Source organism: Burkholderia cepacia, assembly GCF_029962485.1.
GTDB lineage: Bacteria > Pseudomonadota > Gammaproteobacteria > Burkholderiales > Burkholderiaceae > Burkholderia.
In genome coordinates this window covers 471224-490811 of record NZ_CP073639.1, presented here as the reverse complement: position 1 = coordinate 490811, position 19588 = coordinate 471224, and the positions used below count along the sequence as shown (strand labels likewise).

The following is a 19588-nucleotide window of genomic DNA, read 5'->3' as shown; positions in this document are numbered from 1 at the left end:
CATCAAGGAGACACCCATGACATCCGTCCGTTTCGAGCGTCACGGTTCCGTTGGCCACATCGTGCTCGACAACCCGCCGCTCAACCTGATCGCCAACGCGTTTTCCGACCACCTGAGCGACGCGATTCACGCGGCCAGCGAATCGGATATCCGCGTGCTGCTCGTCCGCGCGGCGGGCCCGAACTTCAGCCAGGGCGGCGATATCCTCGATTTCATCGACAAGGAATTCAACGCGTGGCGCACCTTCATCAGCGACATGCATCACGCATACCGCAAGATCGAGGCGCTGCAGATTCCGACCGTCTGTGCGGTGCGCGGTCGCGCGTGGGGCGGGGCGTTCGAGCTGGCGCTCGCGTGCGACCTGGTCGTCGCGGCAGACAACGCATCGTTCCGCTGCATCGAGCCGTCGGTCGGCACGATACCCGTCTGCGGCGCGGTTCAGCGGATTGCGGAGCGGGCGGGCCCGGCGCGTGCGGCGCGCTACGTGATGTTGAGCGAGGTGATGTCGGGGAAGACGGCCGGCGAACTGGGTATCGCCGCCTTCGTGGTGCCGGAAGACGAGGTCGAGCAAGCGGCGCTGGATCTGGCGGCGCGGCTCTCGAATGGCCCGACACGCTCGTATGCGGCGATCCGCGCACTGCTGAAAGCCTGGTCGGCGGGCGGCGTGCCGGGCGCCGACCAGGTCGTGCTCGATCTCGGGATGCCGCTGCACAATACCGAGGATGCGCGACGCGGCCGGACGGCGCGCGTCGACGCGATGCGGGAAGGTGTGGAACCGGAACCGGTCGTCTTCTACGGGCGCTGAGGCGGCGCTGAATCCGCGCGCCCGGATGCCCGACGGTCGTGGGAACGATTATCCGCGCCGTCCGCACGATCGTGAAAGCGCTGGAACGCACCGAGCAGCCGCGCGCGCAGCGCGGCCAGCGACGGATCGCGCCGATCGCGCGGCCGCGCGATATCGACGCGAATCTCGTCGTCGATGCGGCCCGGGTTCGGCGTGAGCATCAGCACGCGATCGCCGAGATACAGCGCCTCGTCGAGATCGTGCGTGACGACGATCGCGGCCATCCGGTGCCGGTGGACGACGGCGAGCAGCAGCGTCTGCAAGCGCATCCGCGTGATCGCGTCGACCGCGCTGAACGGCTCGTCGAGCAGCAGCAGATCCGGCTCGCCGAACAGCCCGCGCGCGATCGCGGCACGCTGGGCCATCCCGCCCGACAACGTGGCCGGCAGTTGCCGCGCGACGCCGGCCAGGCCGACTTCGTCGAGCAGGCGCGTGACACTCGGGTCGCGACCGCCGCGCGGGCCGGACGCGAAACCGACGTTGTCCGCGATCGACAGCCACGGCAGCAGCCGCGGCTCCTGAAAGATCACGCCGACGCGCGCGGACGGCCCATCGAGCGCGATGCCGTCGAGCTTCACGTTGCCGCGGAAGTGCGCGTCGAGACCGGCAACGATCCGCAGCAGCGTGCTTTTCCCGCAGCCGCTCGGACCGACCACGCTGAGAATCTCGCCGCGCGCCACTTGCAACGCGATGTCGGCGAGGATCGTGCGATCCCCGTATTGCTTGCGGGCGATCCGCAGGTCGAGCAGCGGCGTATCGGTATCCGCCGTCGCGTGCGCAGAAGCCGCCGTACTCATTTCGATACCTCGCGCGACGCGCCGTCGAATGCATCGCGCCAGCCGAGCCAGCGCAACTCGATACGCCGCATCGCGCCGTCGGTCAGCTTGCCGAGCAGGGCGAGCAGCAGGATCGCGCCGAACACGAGATCGGGGCGCCCGGTTTCCCGGCCGTCGCTCAACAGGAAGCCGAGCCCGCGCGTCGCCGCGATCAGTTCGGCTGCCACCATGAACATCCACGCGAGACTGAGGCCGGTACGCAGGCCGGTGACGATCTGCGGCAGCGCGGCCGGCAGCAGGATGCGGCGGAACAGCGCGAGCGGGCCGAGCCGGTACACCGCGCCGAGCTCGACGAGCTTGCGGTCGACGTCGCGAATGCCGGCGACCACCGCGAGGTGAACCGGGAAGAATGCGCCGATCGCGATCAGCGTGATCTTCGGCGCTTCGTCGATGCCGAGCCACAGCAACAGCACCGGCACCCATGCGAGCGACGGAATCGCGCGCAGTGCCTGGAACGTCGGCTCGAGCAGTACGTCGATCCGTCGGCTCAGGCCCATCGCCGCGCCGACGACGAGTGCGAGCCCGGCGCCGGCCGCAAAGCCCGCCGCGACCCGCAGCGTACTCGCGCCGACATGGCGTGCGACACGCGTGACGCCCATTCGCGCGAGCGTATCGAGGATCTCGCTCGGCGCCGGGACGAGATGATCGGGCAGCCAGCCGCGCCGCACGACGCATTCCAGCAGCACGAGCGACGCGAACGGCAGCGCGAGGCCCGCGATGCGCCACGCGCGAAGCGGGTCGCGGCGGCTCGCACGGGCCGGCGCGGTGCGATTCGTTGCGAGCGCGTCGCCGCGTGCGGCGGTATCCGTCATGTCGGCAACCTCAGTGCGACGCCGCGACGATCGGGCGCGCGAACGACGGATCGATCAACGTATCGACGATCTTCGCGGGATCGACACCCGGTTTGGTCAGTTGCTCGGCCGTCAGCACCGGTGCGGCAGCCTTCAGCGCCGCGCGCTGGGTGTCGCCCGGCACCGGGTCGCTGAAGTCGTTGCGCTGCAGCTGCAGTTTCGCGACCGGCAGCGACACCTTCGATTCATCGGCGACGATCTGCGCGGTTTCGGCCGGATGCGCCACGATCCACTGGCGCGCACGGTCGTAGACCTTCAGCACGCGCGTGACCGCCTGCGGATACTGACCGGCGAATGCGTCGCGCACGTTCAGCAATCCGTATGTATTGAACGCGACGTTGCGGTACAGGAGACGCGCACCGTCGTCGAGCTGCGCCGCGGCCATATGCGGATCGAGGCCGGCCCATGCATCCACCTGACCGTTCGCGAGGGCCGTGCGGCCGTCCGGATGCTGCAGGTTGACGATCTCGACGTCGTCACGCGTCAGGCCGGCCGTGTGCAGCGCGCGCAGCGTGAACAGGAACGGATCGGTGCCGCGCGTCGCGGCGATTTTCTTGCCCTTCAGGTCGGCGAGGGTGCGGATCGGCGAATCCTTGCGGACGACGAGCGCCGTCCACTCGGGGCGGGAGAACACGTAGACCGCGTGGATCGGGTTGCCGTTCGCGCGTGCGAGCACCGACGCGAGTCCGGCCGCCGAGCCGAAATCGACCGCACCGCTGTTCAGGTACTCGAGCGCGCGATTGCTGCCGAGGCTCAGCACCCAGCGAATCGACGTACGGTCGGCCTTGAACTCGTCGTCGAGCCAGCCGAAGTGGCGAATCACGAGGCTCTCGGGCGAGTAGTACGCATAGTCGACGCGGATTTCCGCGGGTGTCGCCGCGTGCGCCTGAATCGATACGAGGCCGGCAAGCGCGGCAACGACGAGGGCCGCGGATTGCCACGCGCGGGACCAGAACAGCTTCATCGGGGAATCTCCGGAAGAGCGGCAACGCGCCGCGAACAGGCAGGTGATCGATCAATGTAACGAAGTGCGCGCGATCCGTTAACGAAGAAATCCGCGATTGAACATGCATGCGGCTGCTAAGCGATCCGGCCGGGCAACTTTATGACGAAGGCCGATTAATTTATCGCTTTATATCGCTTGGGATACCCGGATCGGGGGAACAGAATGCCCGCTGCCGGAACGCAATGACGGGCGCCTGCGGACGAGCCCGCGTTCCGTTGAAGCCCCGCCGATCGCGAATGCACGAGCCCGGTTCCAGGCTTCATGCCGACATCGCCGTGCATTCCGACAAACACTAAGGAATGCGATGAGTTCGATCGATCTAAGCCCCGCCACACCCGTTTCTTCCCCCATCCGCTCGGCAAGCGACGTCGCACGCCTGATCAATACGGTCGACAGTTCGGTCAGCCATGCGCGGATGATCGTGCTGCTGGCGCTCGGCGGCGTGTTTCTCGACGCGTACGACCTGACGACGCTGTCCTACGGCATCGACGACGTCGCGCGCGAGTTCGGCCTGACGCCCGCGCTGACCGGACTGGTCGGTTCGGCGATCATGATCGGCACGATCTTCGGCAGCCTGATCGGCGGCTGGCTGACCGACCGGATCGGCCGCTACCAGGTGTTCATGGCCGACATGCTGTTCTTCGTGGTCGCGGCGATCGCGGCCGGGCTGGCGCCGAACGTCTGGGTGCTGATCGGCGCACGCTTCGTGATGGGGCTCGGCGTCGGCATCGACCTGCCCGTCGCGATGGCGTTTCTCGCGGAATTCTCGAAGTTCAACGGGCGCGGCAACAAGGCGTCGCGGCTCGCTGCGTGGTGCCCGATGTGGTACGTCGCGTCGTCGGTCTGCTTCCTGCTGATCTTCGGCCTGTATTTCCTGCTGCCGGCCGAGCACGCGGGATGGCTGTGGCGCGCGTCGCTGATCTTCGGCGCGGTGCCCGCGCTCGTCATCATCCTGTTCCGGAACCGGTTCATGAACGAATCGCCGCTGTGGGCCGCGAACCAGGGCGACCTCGCCAATGCCGCGCGCATCCTGCGCGAGTCGTACGGCATTCACGCCCACGAAGCCGAGGACGCGCGACGCGAGCCGAACCCGCCGCCCGTGCGCGTTCGCGTGCTGTTCCAGCGCCCGTATCTCGGGCGCACGCTCGTCGCGAGCGTGATGAACCTGTGCATCCCGTTCGAGTACACGGCGATTGCGTTCTTCCTGCCGTCGATCCTGTCGCAGTTTCTCGGCGCGGGCGTGTTCGAGACGATCGCGGCCTCGCTCGCGCTGAACGTGCTGTTCGCATTCACTGGCGGCTTGCTGGGCATGCGCCTCGCGTATCGCTATCCGTCGCGCCATGTCGCGATCGCCGGTTTCGCGCTGCAAACGGTCGCGCTGGTCGCGCTTGCGCTCGCGGGGCATCCGCACGGCGCGCTCGCGGTAGGCGTCGTGCTGCTGATGCTCGGCACCTGGCTGTTCGCCGAAGGCTTCGGGCCCGGTGCGCAGATGATGATCTATCCGACGCTGTCCTATCCGGCCGCGATCCGCGGTACCGGCGTGGGCTTCGGGCGTTCGCTGTGCGGCATCGGCCAGGCGCTTGCGCTGTTCGTGCTGCCAATCCTGCAGGCCCGTCTCGGCACGGACATGTTCTGGGTCGTCGCGATCAGTGCGGTCACGCCGATCGTGTTTCTGCTGATCGTGCGTTACGAGCCGACAGCGCGCGACATCGACGACGAAAGCGTCGCGTAAAAGCGAGCAGGCGGGTTAGCGCGCCCCCTGGAAAGCGCAAACGGCTTCGTCGAACCGCACGAAGCCGTTTGTGCTGAAGCCGGTCGCCGCCGAATGCGGGCAAACCGGCCTCGACGTCTCGCTACGCGCCGACAGCCTCCCGCTCGGCTTCGCGCTTGACCTGCTCGATATCGCGAAACTGCGCGGCAGGGTGCTCGTCCGGCAGCCGCGCCGTGCCGCCGAACAGCTTCTCGCGCAGCGTGCCCGGCGCATACGCGCTTGGGTACACGCCGCGGCGCTGCAACTCCGGAACGAGGTGCTGCACGACGTCCTCGAAGGTTTCATGTGCAACCGCGTACGCGAGATTGAAGCCGTCGACGTCGGTCGCCGCCACCCATTCCTGCAGGATGTCCGCGACAGTTTGGGCCGACCCGACGAACACCGGACCGAGTCCGCCGATGCCGCCCCAGGTGGCCAGCGCCTCGATCGTCCACGCGGTATCGCCGCCCGACAGGTGCTCGACGGCCGACACGATCGCATTCGTTTCGACGCGCCGGACCGGATCGGCCGGCGCATACTGGCCGAAGTCGATACCGGTCCAGCCCGACATGAACACCAGCGAGCCGTCGTACGACACGTAGCGGCGGTACTCGTCGAACTTGGCCTGCGCCTTCTCGTCGGTTTCGTCGACGATCACCGTGACGAGGTTGTAGATCAGCACCTTGGCCGGATCGCGTCCCGCGGCGGCGGCCTGCGCGCGTACGTCGGCCACGTAGCGCGCGAGCTGTTCGCGGGTCGGTGCGGCGACGAACACGCATTCGGCATGCTGCGCGGCGAATGCCTTGCCGGGGCCGGACGCGCCGGCCTGGAACAGCACCGGCGTGCGCTGCGGCGACGGTTCGCACAGGTGGTAGCCGGGCACGTCGAAGAAGCGGCCCTTGTGGCCGATCTCGTGCACCTTTTCCGGATGCGTGAACACGCGGCCGTCGCGATCGCGCACCACGGCGCCATCCTCCCAACTGCCCTCGAACAGCTTGTACAGCACCTCGACGTATTCGGCCGCGACCGCATAGCGGTCGTCGTGCGTGCGCAGGCCGTGATCGCCCACGTTCTTCGCGCCGCTCTCCAGGTACGACGTGACGATGTTCCACGCGAGCCGGCCCTTCGTGTGATGATCGGCCGTCGACAGCCGGCGCGCGAACGTGTACGGGTGCTCGAACGTCGTCGACGCGGTAATGCCGATGCCGAGATGCTCGGTCGCCATCGCGATCGGCGCGGCGAGCTGCAGCGGGTCGTTGACCGGGATCTGCGCGGCCTGATGCAGCGCGTGATAGTTGCTGCCCTTGTAGACGTCGTAATAACCGATCACGTCCGCGATGAAGATCGCGTCGAAGATCCCGCGTTCGAGTACGCGAGCGAGGTCGGTCCAGTAGTCGAGATCCTTGTACTGCCACGAGCGGTCGCGCGGATGCGCCCACAGGCCGGGCGACTGGTGGCCGACGCAGTTCATCTCGAACGCATTGAAGCGGATCGTCTTGCTCATCGTGCGGCTCCCGTTTCCGCGCTGGCGCCCGCACCGTTGCCGACACGCCAGACGAACGGCGGCGTACGGCCATTGATGACCCAGTCGCCGACGATCCGCGCCTTGTAGACGAGCGGATTGTGCGACGACACCGTGCGCGCGTTGCGCCAGTGCCGGTCGAGTGCGGTCGTGGTGCGCGTCGCGGACGCGCCAAGCGCGTCGAACAGGCGCGTCGCCGCGCGCAGCACGAGTTCGGACACGACGAGCTGGCTCTGCGCGGATTCGATCTCTGCCGCGACGTTCGCCGCGTGCTCGGCCGCCTCGTCGCCGCCGAAGCGCGCTTCATAGGCATGCTGAAGCGGCTGCGCGGCGCGCAGCGCGAGTGCGTCGGCCGCGTATGCCCATGAAGCGATCTCGCCGATCACCTGCTGCAGCTGCGCGTCGTCGCCCGCCCGCGCCGCGTTGCCGTGGCTGTACACGCGTGTGCGGTTGCGCACGAGCTCGCCGGCGTCGCGCACGATTGCGTGACCGATGCCGGCCAGCGTCGCGACGTGGAATAGTTGATAGAACGCGGTCTGGTACTTGAAGCGGCGCGCGAAGTCGATCACGTTGTCGGCGTCGACGCTCGCATCCTCGAAGCGCGTCGTGCCGCTGCCGGTCGTCGTCTGGCCGAAGCCGTCCCAGTCGTCCTCGCGAATCACGCCGGGCTGTGCGGTCGCGACGGCGACGATCACGTCGCTGCCGTCGTGCGCGCGCTGCGCGAACACGTCAATCCAGTCGGCGAACAGGCTGCCCGTGCTGTAGAACTTCCGGCCGTTCAGCACGAGCCGGCCGTTCTGCTCCGATACCTTCGTGACGGTCTGGCCGAGCGGCACGTCACCTGCCTCCGACCACGCATTGCCGACGAGCTGGCCGCTCGCGAAGCGGTCGAACCAGGTCGTGCGCTGCGGGCCGGGCGGGGCGTTCAGCCAGTCCTCGACGAAGGCGAAATGTCCGCGTAACGCCTGCGGCAGATTGGAATCTGCAGCGGCCAGCTCGGTCAGCAGCCTGAACAACTGCGGCAGCGATGCACCGGCGCCGCCCGCGCCGGCCGGCAGCCGCACCGCGCCGAAGCCCGCCGATTTCAGCCAGCCGATTGCCTCGTGCGGCAGTTCGCGGCGGCGTTCGCGTTCGGCGGTGCCGGCGGCGATGCGCTCGAAGATCGGCCGGAACCTGCTCGCGAGCGTGTCGTAGTCGGTACCGGTGGAAAGGTCGGGGGCTGCGTGCGACGAAGTCATGCGGGGTTCCTCGAAGAGCGGGGCCGATTGCGCCGGGAGGCCAGTATAGGAAGCGCGCGGCGAGCGTTCCAATAACGGATTCGCAGATCGTTATCGTCGATGCGTATTACCGCGACAGTCGTGAACTGCGCCGACGTTGCGACGTCGATTGCGACGCGCAAGCACGGTGTCGCGCGCGAGAATCGCCAGGTCGTTTGTTATCCAAAGGAATATCGTTCCGAGAATCGCTCGTTTTTACAGCTTGCGCTGCGCTGCTAGATTGAACGCTTTCGTCATTCGACAGGAGGGTCCGATGTCAGACACGAGCGCCACGATTCAGGAGCGGCCGGTTGAAGCACAACCGCACGTCGCCCGTGTGATTGCCGACGACGCGCAGGCGATCGAGGCCGCGCACGCGCTTGCGCAGCGGCTCGCGGAAGGGGCCGCCGAGCGCGATCGCACCCGCCGCCTGCCGCGCGACGAAATAGAATGGTTCTCGCAGTCGGGGCTGTGGGCGATCACGGTGCCGAAGGCATACGGTGGCGCAGGCGTGTCGCATGTCACGCTGACCGAAGTCATCAAGATCGTCGCGGCGGCCGATCCGTCGCTCGGGCAGTTGCCGCAGAATCATTTCGGGCTGGTCGACGTGATTACGCTGACTGGCACCGACGCGCAGAAGCGTCATTTCTTCGCGGAAATATTGAGCGGAAAGCGCTTCGGCAACGGGTTCTCGGAGAAAGGCACGAAGCACGTGCTCGACCTGAAGACGCGCGTGCGCAGCGACGGCGAAGACTACGTCGTCGACGGCACGAAGTTTTACTCGACCGGTGCGCTGTTCGCCCATTACGTCCCGGTGCTCGGCCTCGACGACGCGCACCAGGCGTGGCTTGCGTATGTGCCGCAACCGACGACGGGGCTGACCGTGATCGACGACTGGTCGGGTTTCGGACAACGCACGACCGCGAGCGGCACGGTCGTGCTCGACGCGGCGCGCGTCCCGGCGTCGCACGTGCTGCCCGCGCAGCGCGTGTCGGACGTGCCGACGCTCAACGGCCCGCTGTCGCAGATCATCCAGGCCGCGATCGACGCGGGCATCGCGAAGGCGGCCATCGACGATACGCTGGCGTTCGTGCGGACCCGCACGCGGCCCTGGATCGACAGCGGCGTCGAGCGGGCTGTCGACGATCCGCTGACGATTCGCGAGATCGGCCACCTGCACATCCAGCTGCACGCGGCCGAGGCATTGCTCGAACGTGCGGCGCGCACGCTCGACGAAATCACGGCGCGCGGTGAAGTGACCGAAGACGACGTCGCGCGCGCATCAGTCGCGGTCGGCGAAGCGAAGGTATTGACGACCGAGGTCGCGCTGCTCGCGGGCGAGAAGCTGTTCGAGCTGGCCGGCACGCAGTCGACGCTCGCCGAGCACAACCTCGACCGGCATTGGCGCAACGCGCGCACGCATACGCTGCACGATCCGGTGCGCTGGAAATATCACCTGGTCGGCAACTACTACCTGAACGGCGTGCGCCCGGCACGCCATGCGTGGAACTGAAGCGCCCCGCGGTTCGACCGGCCGCCGCGCATCGCGCTAGCGGTCGGTCGCCAGCACCGCGCGTGCCAATAGCCGCGCGATACCGTCGAGCGTAAACCCCAGTGCGCCGATGACGAGAATCACTGCCGTCAGTTCGGAATACGCGAGCCGGTCGCGCGTGTCGAGGATCAGGTAACCGAGCCCCGCGCTGACGCCCAGCATCTCGGCCGGCACCAGCACGATCCACAGGATGCCGATCGCGAGCCGGATCCCGTTGAGCAGCGGCCCCGCGATGGCCGGCAGCATGATGTGGAGCAGCAGCTCGCGGCGGGTGGCCGACAGGCTCTCGCCGAGTTGCAGCCAGCGCCGGTCGATCTGGGCGACCCCGGCCGCCGTGCTCATCAGCACGGGCCACAGCGCGGCAAAGCCGAGCAGGAAGTAGATCGCGCGGTCGCCGATGCCGAACGACATCACGGCAAGCGGCATCCACGACAACGGCGACACCATTCGCAGGAACTGGAAGGTCGGCGACAGCACGCGCTCGACCCATTGCACGCGGCCGATCAGCAACCCGAGCGGGACGCCGGCCAGCAGCGCCGCGCCGAGCCCGACGCCGATGCGCCGCAGGCTGACGAGCGCGTGCTCGACCAGATGATCGTCCGCACACAGCGCCCGCAGGCTGGCGAACGCGCTGTCCGGCGCGAACTGCCGGCCGAGCGAGCCGGGTTCGGTCAACGCATGGATCGCGGCCCACCATACGACGACGGTCGCGACGAGGCCGGCCACGCCGAGCCATCCGGCGGTAGCGCGCACCAGGTAACGGGAGCCGGAAGGCCGACGCGTTTCGCGCGCGGATGACCGGCGGGGGGCAAGCGCGTCAGACAACGATGATCTCCTCTCGCTTGAAGGCGCCGGGTTGACCGAACGCGGCCATCCCGCCGACCGCGTCGATACTCTTGCGCACGAACCGGTCGTCGACGAGATCGCGGGCCGCGAACGCCGGGTCGAGCGACGCCAGAAATGCACTGTCGCCATCGACCACCGTACGTTTCAGGCGCTGAACCAGCGCCTCGGTATAGCTCGGGAACGGATACGGCTGGAAGTCGATCCGTTTTCCGTTCCAGTCGGCATGGCGGATCGCGCCGCTTGTACGATACGTATCGGCAAGCGACGCCGACGGAACCAGCACGCGATCCAGCGCTGCGAGCGTATGCGGCGAATAGCGGTGGGCGCCGTTCTTCGACATCAACTGCGCGGTTTCCTGCGGATGCGAGCGCGCCCACACCTGCGCCTTCACGATCGCGTTGACGACTTTCTGCGACCACGCGGGGCGCTGCGCCAGATCGTGCTCGTGCATGAACACGACGCAGCACGCATGGTTCTTCCAGACATCGCCGGTGAAGCGCAGGATCTTGCCGATCTTCATCAATTCCGCCGTCGCGTTGAACGGCTCGGCGACGATATACCCGGCGATCTGGCGTGCGGCGAGCGCGGGCAGCATGTCCGACGGCGCCATGACGACCAGGTTGACCTCGTTCGCCGCCGGTGTGCCGCGCCGCTTGAGCACGGGCACGAGCCCTTGCTGGCGCAGCATGTCCTGCAGCACGACGTTGTGGATCGAATACCAGAACGGAATCGCGACGGTCTTGCCGCCGAGGTCGCGCAGCGAATCGACGTCGGGCGCGACCGTCAGCCCGGAGCCGTTCACGTGATTCCATGCGACCACCTTCGCCGGTGCGCGGCTGCCGTAGCGCGCCCAGAGCGTCATCGGCGACAGCAGGTGCACGACGTTGACCTGGCCGGACAGGAACGCTTCGACGAGTTGCGCCCAGCTGCGCAGCAGCTTCGGCTGCTCGACGTTCAGCCCTTCGGCCGCGAAATAGCCGTTGTTGTGGGCCACCAGCAGCGGCGCTGCGTCGGTGATCGGCAGATAGCCGATGCGAACGGGCGCATCGGGTTCCGTCGCGGCGTGCGCGTTCGCCGCGGACAGCAGCGGGGCGGCACCCGTCGCGGTGAACAGGGCCGCAAGCTTCAGCCATTCGCGGCGCGACATCGGAATCTGGCACATGGGTAGGCAGGTCAGGTCAGGGAGGGGAGTTCGGTGGCGTGCGGGCGCTTCATGCCGGCCTGCAACGCCTTCAGGATGTCGATGCGCATCGTGCCGAGTTCGCTGACGAACGCGTCGCGCGGATGCGGGAAATCGACATGCCATGCATCGATCAAGCGGCCTTGCGTACCGAGCAGCACGATGCGGTCGGCCACGAGCAGCGCTTCGTCGATGTCATGGGTCACGAGCACCGTCGCGCAGCGTGTCGACGAGACGATGCTCACCAGCAGCCGTTGCATCGCGGCGCGCGTGATTTCGTCGAGCGCCGAGAATGGCTCGTCGAGCAGCAGGGCCTGCGGTTGACGCGCCAACGCACGTGCGAGCGCCGCGCGCTGCGCCATGCCGCCGGAGAGTTGGGCAGGGCGCAGCGCCGCGGCGGCTTCGAGCCCGACCGCTCGCAGCGCGGATCGGACCCGCTCGCGTTGCCGGTCGCGCGTGAGGCGCGCCTGATGCTTGAATGCGAGCCCGAACGCGACGTTGCTTTCGGTCGACAGCCACGGTAGCAGGCAGGGATCCTGAAACGCGATCGCGATCCGCGGATGCGGGCCCTGCAGCGTCGCGCCGTTGATCGACACGGTGCCCGATTGCGCTTGCTCCAGGCCGGCCAGTGCGCGCAGCAGGCTCGACTTGCCGGTGCCGCTCGGGCCGATCAACGCGACGATTTCGCCCGCGTCGACCGACAGCGAGACATCGGCAAGCACGATATTGCGTGGCGGTTCGCCGTAGCCGAGCGTCAGGTGGCGGGCATCCAGCAGCGCGGGCGTCATGCGGCGATACTCCGCGTCTGCGCCGCGAGTTGCGCCTTCAACTGCACCACGCTCGGCGTGACGATCGGAATGAACGCCGCTTCGCGCCAGCGCCGATCGAAGCCGAGCCCGGCATCGCGCAGATAGCCGCGGCCGCCGCTGGCCTCGAGTTCAAGGTTCACCGCGCTCGCCACCAGCGTCGCGAGCGTGATGCGCAGCTCGAACAGGCGGTTGGGGTGCATGCGCAGGCTGCCGTCGGCAATACCGGATGACAACAGCGCACACGCGGCGCTCAATTCGGCCGCGCACGTATCGACTTCGGGGCCGAGAATGCCGCGCGTCGTCTCCGCCGCGTGGCGCGCTTCGGCCAACGCACGACGCGCGAGCCCGATGGACAGCCCGCACTGCAAGCCGAGGAACGCTGGCCGCACCGCAGGCAGGAACGCTTGCGCGTCCGCGTGGATCAGCCATGCGCTATCGGTCGGTACGTCTTCAAGCTGCAATGCGGCGGTGTTGCTGCCGCGCAGCGCGATCAGGTCGAGATCCGCGCTGCGTGTCAGGCCGGGCGCGTCATGCGGGATCGCGACGATCGCGGACGGACGGCCATCGCGAAACGACACGGCCGCCGCGACGACGAACTGCTCCGCGCGCAGGTTCGTCACCCAGGCCATCCGGCCCGTCAACCGGCAGTCTTCGGCCGCCTCCGTGCGCCGCGCGGCTTCGATCTGAAGCGACTCGATCCCGCACAGATATTTCATCGCGTTCGACAGGCCGCTTGCGCCGGCGCAGGTCCCGTCGAGCAGTGCCGGCAGCAGGCGCTCGCGCAGCGCGGTATTGGGGCTTTGCAGCAGATACTCGATGAAGCTGCGCTGACCCCAGAGCACGAATGCCGCCGCGAGCGAATGTTCGGCCACCGCGGCGATACTCGCGATCGCATCGGTTGTGGTGCCGCCCGCGCCGCCGAGGTTCGCCGGCACGCCGAGCCGGAACAGCCCGGCGGCCGCCAGGCGCGGCACGACCTCGGCTTTCGAGTCGGCGCTCGTGTCGAGCTGCGTCGCGTTCGAGTCGAGCCAGTCGACGAGCGATGCGTCGAGGGCGGGCGCCGTCAGGCGGCCTGTGTCCGGGGTTCCCATCGGTATGCCGCCAGTTCGGGGTTGAGTTCGTTGCGCGCCAGGTTGTTCGCGAAGTTGCACAGCGTCGCGAGGCTCACGCCCAGCACCACCTCGAGCGCGTTCGCTTCGGTAAAACCGGCCGCGAGGAACGCGTCGAGCGCATCGTCGGGCACGGCGCCGCGTGTCGCGATCACTGCGCGCGTGAATTCAGCGACGGCGTTCAGTCGCGCATCGGCCACCGGCTCGCCGTCGCGCAACGCGTCGACTGCGGCGCGATCGACGTTCGCCTTTTTCAATGCGGCCGCGGTGTGTCCGGCCACGCAGAACGCACAGCCGTGAACGGCGGCCGCGGTGATCTGAACCGCTTCGCGTTCGGCGAACGTGAGGCCCGCGCGGCCGTTGATCTCGGCGACGGTCAGATAGGTTTCGAGGGCGACCGGCGCATTCGAGAGCGAGCGCACGAGGTTCGGCAGAAAGCCGTTCGCACGTTGCGATTTTTCGAGGAATGGCTGGCTGGGCGCAGGGGCCGTTTCGACGGTGGGCAAGGGCAGACGACTCACAGGATTCTCCGGAAGGGCAGTGAGATCATTGTCGAGCCCGCACCGCCGCCGGACAATGCGCGAACATCCGCGATTCCTGTGCGTTCGTCCCGCGAGGCGGCGTCGCGCCGTCCGGCTAGTGCAGGCGAGCGGCCGGTTGCGACGCGCCGTCGCGGTCACGACGCCATGCGCCGGGTTGCATGCCCATCGTGCGCTTGAATGCGTGGGCAAATGCCGATTCCGACTGATAGCCGACGCGTTCGCCCGTACGCGAAATCGGCAAGCCCTGCTGCAACAGGTCCGCCGCGAGCCGCATGCGCACCAGCGTGACGAACTGCATCGGCGGATGGCCCGACGCTTCGCTGAAGTGCTTGCAGAACGCGGTGCGCGACATGTTGGCGAACGCGGCCATCGACTCGGTGGTCCACGCGTCGCCGGGCGCATCGATGATCGCGGCCACGAGCGTGCCAAAGCCGGTCCGCTGCATCAGCGATGCGAGCCCGCTGGCCACGGTATCGTGCCCCGCGGCGTCACGGACCGCGTAGAACAGCAGCAGTTCGACCAGTTTGTCGATCAGCGGCGAAGGCTCGTCGACGCCATGGCGGCCCTCGGCGCGAATGAGGTCGAACAGCCCGTGGATGCCGCGATGGGCGCCGTCGCCGCGCCGCACGATCAGGCACGCGGGAAACAGCGACACGATCGCGCGCGAGATGGCGGACCGGAATTCGATGAAGCCGCACGCGAGGCCGACGCTGCCGTCGACCGACGGGTCGAGCGGTTGCATCGACCCGCGTCGCTCGACGGGCTGGCCTTCGGCGATCGCGCAGGCCTTCGGGTTGACCGCGCTCGGCGACAACCCGTGCGGCACGTCGCGCAGCAGGAACACCGCATCCCCTTCGGAGACGGGGATGCTGTCGCGCCCGTCGGCAAAGTGAAGCCACGCGGCACCGTGCAGGATGATGTGGAAGCTCGCCTTGGCCCGACCGGCGGTCGACGCCTGCCAGTCCCCGCAATACTGGCCGACGTGAAAGAGCTGGCTTCTGGGCTCCAGGCTGGAGAGCAGCCAATGGACGACCTTGTCTGTTTGCGCGGACATTCCGATGCTGGAAGGAGGGTGACGCGCCCATGCTACGGGCAGCGCCGCGCGGCTCAAACCAACGATTCGTAGAAAGCATTTTCCTGTCGCGGCGAAGGCGGGCCCGCCGTCCGCCTAGGACTCCCGTCGAACGAGTTCGAGCCCTTCCCGGTACGTCGTCACCTCGAACTCGGGAAACCGGCGCTTGAACTTTGTGGAATCGAAGCGGTTGTCATGCTCGTAGCGGGGCAGGAGCTCCCTGATTTCGCGCACCTGCGGCGAGAAGAGGCCGGCGGCCGCAAAGGCCCATTTCCCGACGATCGTATAGGCTGGCTTGCGTCCGAACGCGTCGCTGGCCATCGCGACGAACTCCCGGTACGTCGGCCGGTCGTCGCAGCACGGCAGATGCCAAGTCTGCCCGAACGCATCCGGCGTGTTGCCCAGCGTCGCGAGTGCGCGGCTCGCGTCGGGCGTCCAGATGAGCGTGCGGCGCGTGTCGTCACGCAACGGCACCTTCGGCTTCTTGCCGGCCTTGAGCTTGTCGAGGATCAACGCATTCGTGAAGCTCTGCGTCTTGCCCGGGCCATAGAATTCCGGCGCCCGCCCGATCAGGACCGGAATGTCGCCGCGCGCCATCTCGTCGAGCACCATCGACGCCATCGCCGCGCGTACCTTGCCCTTGCGACCGACCGGCGCGAACGGCGTGGCCTCCGTCTGCAACCGGCTGTCCTGCGGATACATGTAGGTGTTGTCGAAATAGGCGAATCCGGCGCCTTCGGCCCGGCACGCATCCAGCGCGTTCCTCAACATCACCGGAAACTGCGTTTCCCACAGTTGCGTGTCCGGCGGCAGGCCGGCGGTGAAATAGACGAGGCGGCTGCCCTTGACCGCCTGCGCGGTCTGCTTCGCGTCAAGGAGATTGGCCGGCACCAGGCTGTCGGTGTCGTTGACCTTGTGCGGATTGCGGCTCACGAGACGGAGGTCCACGGTGCCCATATGGTGCAGTTCCCGGGCCAATTCCGTGGCGATCTGGCCGTTTGCCCCTAATATCGTTTGCATGTCGTCTGCCCGTGCGGTCTTGCGTCAAAGGACGGTAGACCAGAGGCTAACCTTGAAGGCAGCTTCAAGGTCAAGCAGGGGGATCCGGACGAAAACGGAGGCGGCTGTCGGCGGGCATCGATTGATGACGAGCCGCATCGATCGTTCAGAAAATTACACTGGCTTTCGCATGCTCGCGACAATTGCCTCCGCGGCCCGGATCACCGGGAGATCGACCATGCGGCCGTCCAGGCTGAACACCGCGCCGCCGTGTTTCGCGACTTCGTCGATCACGCGGTGCGCCCACGCCTGTTCGGCAGCCGAATGGCCCATCGCCTCGTTCACGCCGGCGACCTGCGCCGGGTGAATGCACAGCTTGCCGCCGAAGCCGAACGCGCGTGCGCGCCGGGCATCGGCCGCGAGCTGGGCGGGGTCGTCGGTACGAACGGTCACGCCGTCGATCGGCGCGGGCAGCCGTGCACGGCGCGACGCGGCCACGAGCGCATTGCGCGCAAAGGCCAGCTCCGGCTCGTCGGGCGATGCGCGCATGCCGAGGTCGAGCTGGAAATCCAGATGACCGAACGCAACGCGAACGACCTGCGGATCGCGCACCAGCGCGTCCGCCGCATCGAGCCCGGCCAGCGATTCGATCAGCGCGACGATGCGCGCTTCCTCGCCGAGCTGCGCCGCGACGGCGCGCAGCGCGTTCGGCGCTTCCGACTTCGGCAGCATCACAGCGACGCCTTGCGGCATCCAGTCGCGCAGCAGTGCGATGTCCGCGTCGTGCCACGGCGTACCGACGGCATTCACGCGCACGACGGTGCGCGCGCGCTGCGCCGAAGCGAGCAGCGGCAGATGTTGCGCGAGCTGCGCGCGCGCGGCGTCCTTGCTGTCGATGCCGACTGCATCCTCGAGATCGATGACGATGCAGTCGGCTGCGGAATCGAACGCCTTCGCAAAGCGCTCGGGGCGCGTGGCCGGCACGAACAGGAAACTGCGCGCGTGATGCACGGGAGAAGAGGGCGTGGACATGGTTCAGATCGCGCCGGCGGCGCGCAGTTGTTCGATATCGGCGTCGGAGCGCCCGAGCTCGCGGAGAATGGTCGTACTGTGTTCGCCGAGCGCGGGCACCGCGTCCATGCGAACGTCGAAGCTGTCGATCGTGGCGGGCGGCAGCAGTGCCTGCAGTTCGCCGGCGGGGGAATCGACGGCGCGAAACCGCTGGCGGGCATGCAGTTGCGGGTGCGCCCAGAGATCGCCTACCTGATTGACGGCCGCGTTGGCGATTTGCGCGTCGTCCAGGCGCGCGATGACCTCCTGCGCGGTAAGGCCGGCAAACGCCGCTTCGATCACGGCCTTCAGTTCGGCGCGATGTTCCGAGCGGCGCACGTTGGCGTCGAAGCGCGGGTCGGTCGCGAGCGCCGGGTCGCGCAGTACGGCGTCGCAGAACACCTTCCACTCGCGCTCGTTCTGCAGGCCCAGCATCACGACGCGGCCATCGCCCGCCGTGAACGGGCCGTACGGATAGATCGTCGCGTGCGCCGCGCCGTTGCGGCCCGGCTGCTGCTGGCCGTTGTACGCGTAGTACATCGGGAAGCCCATCCACTCGGCCAGCGCCTCGAGCATCGAGATTTCCACGTGCGAGCCTTCGGCCGTGACGCCGCGCTGCAGGAGCGCACTGAGAATGCCGGTGTACGCATACATGCCGGCCGCGATATCCGCGATCGAGTTGCCGGCCTTGCTCGGCTCGTCGGGGGTGCCGGTGATCGACAGGAACGCGGCCTCGCTCTGGATCAGCAGGTCGTAGGCCTTCTTGTCGCGATAGGGGCCGTCGCCGCCGTAGCCGGAGATGTCGCACACGATGAGGCGCGGATATTTCGCGTGCAGCGCATCGAACGACAGCCCCATGCGCGCGGCCGCGCCCGGTGCGAGGTTCTGCACCAGCACGTCGGCCTGGGCAATGAGCTCGCCGAGCACGTCCTGCGCGGCGGGCTGCTTCAGGTCCAGCGTGAGGCTTTCCTTCGAGCGGTTGGTCCAGACGAAGTGCGACGCGAGTCCGCGCGTACGGTGATCGTAGGCGCGCGCGAAATCGCCGACGCCCGGGCGCTCCACCTTGATCACGCGCGCGCCGAGGTCGGCGAGCTGGCGGGTGCAGAAGGGCGCGGCGATCGCGTGTTCGAGCGTGACGACGGTCATCCCGCTCAGGGGGCCTTTTCGAGCTTGCATGGTCAGTAGGAACGGGGAAGCTCCAGCACGTGCTCGGCCACATGCCCGAGAATCATGTTCGTGGAGATCGGTGCGACCTGGTACAGGCGCGTTTCGCGGAACTTGCGCTCCACGTCGTATTCGCAGGCGAAGCCGAAGCCGCCGTGCGTCTGCAGGCAAGCGTTGGCGGCTTCCCAGCTCGCCTTCGCGGCCAGGTACTTGGCCATGTTCGCCTCGACCCCCGCGTTCTGGCGCGCGTCGATCTTCTCGCACGCGCGCCAGCGCATCAGGTTCGCGGCCTCCAGCTCGATGAACGATTCGGCCAGCGGAAACTGGATGCCCTGGTTCTGCCCGATCGGGCGGCCGAACACCTTGCGCTCGACCGCGTAATCGCGCGCCTTCTCCAGGAACCAGTAACCGTCGCCGATGCACTCGGCCGCGATCAGCGTGCGCTCGGCGTTCAGGCCGTCGAAGATCACCTTCAGCCCCTTGCCCTCGGTGCCCAGCAGCGCGTCCTCCGGCAGTTCGAGATTGTCGAAGAACAGCTCGTTGGTCTCGTGATTGACCATATTGAGGATCGGCCGCACGGTGAGGCCGTTGCCAATCGCCTTGTCCAGCTCGACGATGAAACACGACAGGCCGTCGCTCTTCTTCTGCACCTGGTCCAACGGCGTGGTGCGCGCGAGCAGGATCAGCAGGTCGCTGTGCTGGACGCGCGAAATCCACACCTTCTGGCCGTTGACGACCCAACGGCCGTCTTTCTTCACGGCCGTGGTCTGGAGCCTGGTCGTATCGCTGCCGGTGGTCGGCTCGGTCACGCCCATCGACTGCACGCGCAGTTCGCCCGACGCGATGCGCGGCAGATAGTGCTGCTTCTGCGCTTCCGTCCCGCTGAACACGATCGTGTTCATCACGTACATCTGGCCGTGGCATGCGCCCGAGTTGCCGCCGGAGCGGTTGATCTCTTCCATGATGACCGACGCCTCGGCCATCGACAGGCCCGGGCCGCCGTATTCCTGCGGAATCAGCGCGGCCAGCCAGCCGGCCTGCGTCAAGGCGTTGACGAACGCCTCGGGATACCCGCGCGCTTCGTCGATCTTGCGGTGGTACTCGGCCGGGAACTGGCTGCACAGGTCGCGCACCGCATCGCGGATTGCCTGGTACTGGTCGGGGGCGGAAAAAATGGAAGCGCTCATCAATCCTGTCTCG

General features: G+C 67.7%; 18 protein-coding genes. 3 read left to right on the top strand and 15 right to left on the bottom strand.

The genetic code is table 11. The features are described from left to right. Positions 1–16: 16 nt before the first annotated feature. On the top strand, positions 17–805 hold the full coding sequence (locus KEC55_RS33310) for an enoyl-CoA hydratase/isomerase family protein (RefSeq protein WP_282511607.1): 789 nt from the start codon (positions 17–19) through the stop codon (positions 803–805). On the opposite strand, the gene KEC55_RS33305 is transcribed toward KEC55_RS33310, so the two are convergent. Genes KEC55_RS33305 through KEC55_RS33295 form a run of 3 tightly spaced genes read right to left on the bottom strand, consistent with a single transcriptional unit; the run spans position 793 to position 3495 of the window. Then, positions 793–1641 (bottom strand): ABC transporter ATP-binding protein, encoded by an 849-nt coding sequence (locus KEC55_RS33305; protein ID WP_282511605.1) that lies wholly within the window; start codon positions 1639–1641, stop codon positions 793–795. The two genes, KEC55_RS33310 and KEC55_RS33305, sit on opposite strands and share 13 nt — an antisense overlap. Further along, on the bottom strand, positions 1638–2492 hold the full coding sequence (locus KEC55_RS33300; protein ID WP_282511603.1) for an ABC transporter permease: 855 nt from the start codon (positions 2490–2492) through the stop codon (positions 1638–1640). The genes KEC55_RS33305 and KEC55_RS33300 overlap by 4 nt, the downstream gene beginning before the upstream one ends. Positions 2493–2502: 10 nt before the next feature. Continuing rightward, positions 2503–3495: an aliphatic sulfonate ABC transporter substrate-binding protein gene (locus KEC55_RS33295; protein WP_282511601.1), complete on the bottom strand. Its 993-nt coding sequence runs from the start codon at positions 3493–3495 to the stop codon at positions 2503–2505. A gap of 346 nt (positions 3496–3841) precedes the next feature. Here KEC55_RS33295 and KEC55_RS33290 point away from each other — a divergent pair, with 346 nt between their 5' ends. After that, on the top strand, positions 3842–5269 hold the full coding sequence (locus tag KEC55_RS33290) for an MFS transporter (protein ID WP_282511599.1): 1428 nt from the start codon (positions 3842–3844) through the stop codon (positions 5267–5269). Positions 5270–5390: 121 nt separating this feature from the next. Here KEC55_RS33290 and KEC55_RS33285 read toward each other — a convergent pair whose 3' ends face one another. Both KEC55_RS33285 and KEC55_RS33280 read right to left on the bottom strand, forming a co-directional pair. After that, a complete protein-coding gene (locus KEC55_RS33285; RefSeq protein ID WP_282511597.1) occupies positions 5391–6791 on the bottom strand; it encodes an LLM class flavin-dependent oxidoreductase in 1401 nt (466 codons plus the stop codon). Then, the gene (locus tag KEC55_RS33280; RefSeq protein WP_282511595.1) at positions 6788–8047 is read right to left on the bottom strand and encodes an acyl-CoA dehydrogenase family protein; all 1260 of its coding nucleotides are present in this window, start codon (positions 8045–8047) and stop codon (positions 6788–6790) included. Before KEC55_RS33280 ends, KEC55_RS33285 begins: the two co-directional genes overlap by 4 nt. 292 nt (positions 8048–8339) lie before the next feature. On the opposite strand from KEC55_RS33280, the gene KEC55_RS33275 reads away from it, so the two are divergent. Then, a complete protein-coding gene (locus KEC55_RS33275; RefSeq protein WP_282511593.1) occupies positions 8340–9578 on the top strand; it encodes an SfnB family sulfur acquisition oxidoreductase in 1239 nt (412 codons plus the stop codon). Positions 9579–9614: 36 nt separating this feature from the next. Here the strand turns inward: KEC55_RS33275 and KEC55_RS33270 are convergent, their stop codons facing one another. The 10 genes from KEC55_RS33270 to KEC55_RS33225 all read right to left on the bottom strand — a co-directional run bounded on the left by KEC55_RS33270 (position 9615) and on the right by KEC55_RS33225 (position 19575). Further along, positions 9615–10442 (bottom strand): ABC transporter permease, encoded by an 828-nt coding sequence (locus tag KEC55_RS33270; protein WP_282511592.1) that lies wholly within the window; start codon positions 10440–10442, stop codon positions 9615–9617. Continuing rightward, a complete protein-coding gene (locus KEC55_RS33265; RefSeq protein WP_282511590.1) occupies positions 10435–11625 on the bottom strand; it encodes an ABC transporter substrate-binding protein in 1191 nt (396 codons plus the stop codon). Before KEC55_RS33265 ends, KEC55_RS33270 begins: the two co-directional genes overlap by 8 nt. An 11-nt stretch (positions 11626–11636) precedes the next feature. Beyond that, complete coding sequence (locus KEC55_RS33260; protein ID WP_282511588.1) at positions 11637–12431, bottom strand: ABC transporter ATP-binding protein; 795 nt, start codon at positions 12429–12431, stop codon at positions 11637–11639. Then, positions 12428–13543, bottom strand: coding sequence for an acyl-CoA dehydrogenase family protein (locus KEC55_RS33255; RefSeq protein WP_282511586.1), 1116 nt, complete (start codon positions 13541–13543; stop codon positions 12428–12430). The genes KEC55_RS33260 and KEC55_RS33255 overlap by 4 nt, the downstream gene beginning before the upstream one ends. Beyond that, positions 13516–14082 (bottom strand): carboxymuconolactone decarboxylase family protein, encoded by a 567-nt coding sequence (locus tag KEC55_RS33250; protein WP_282513095.1) that lies wholly within the window; start codon positions 14080–14082, stop codon positions 13516–13518. Before KEC55_RS33250 ends, KEC55_RS33255 begins: the two co-directional genes overlap by 28 nt. Positions 14083–14197: 115 nt before the next feature. Further along, entirely contained in the window at positions 14198–15157 is a 960-nt protein-coding gene (locus KEC55_RS33245) for an AraC family transcriptional regulator (RefSeq protein ID WP_282511584.1), read from the bottom strand. Positions 15158–15271: 114 nt separating this feature from the next. Beyond that, complete coding sequence (locus KEC55_RS33240; protein WP_282511582.1) at positions 15272–16195, bottom strand: SDR family oxidoreductase; 924 nt, start codon at positions 16193–16195, stop codon at positions 15272–15274. A gap of 153 nt (positions 16196–16348) precedes the next feature. Then, positions 16349–17206: an HpcH/HpaI aldolase/citrate lyase family protein gene (locus tag KEC55_RS33235; RefSeq protein WP_282511580.1), complete on the bottom strand. Its 858-nt coding sequence runs from the start codon at positions 17204–17206 to the stop codon at positions 16349–16351. A 3-nt stretch (positions 17207–17209) separates the two neighbouring features. After that, a complete protein-coding gene (locus KEC55_RS33230; protein WP_282511578.1) occupies positions 17210–18400 on the bottom strand; it encodes a CaiB/BaiF CoA transferase family protein in 1191 nt (396 codons plus the stop codon). 2 nt (positions 18401–18402) lie between these two features. Beyond that, a complete protein-coding gene (locus tag KEC55_RS33225; protein WP_282511576.1) occupies positions 18403–19575 on the bottom strand; it encodes an acyl-CoA dehydrogenase family protein in 1173 nt (390 codons plus the stop codon). Between the last annotated feature and the right edge of the window lie 13 nt (positions 19576–19588).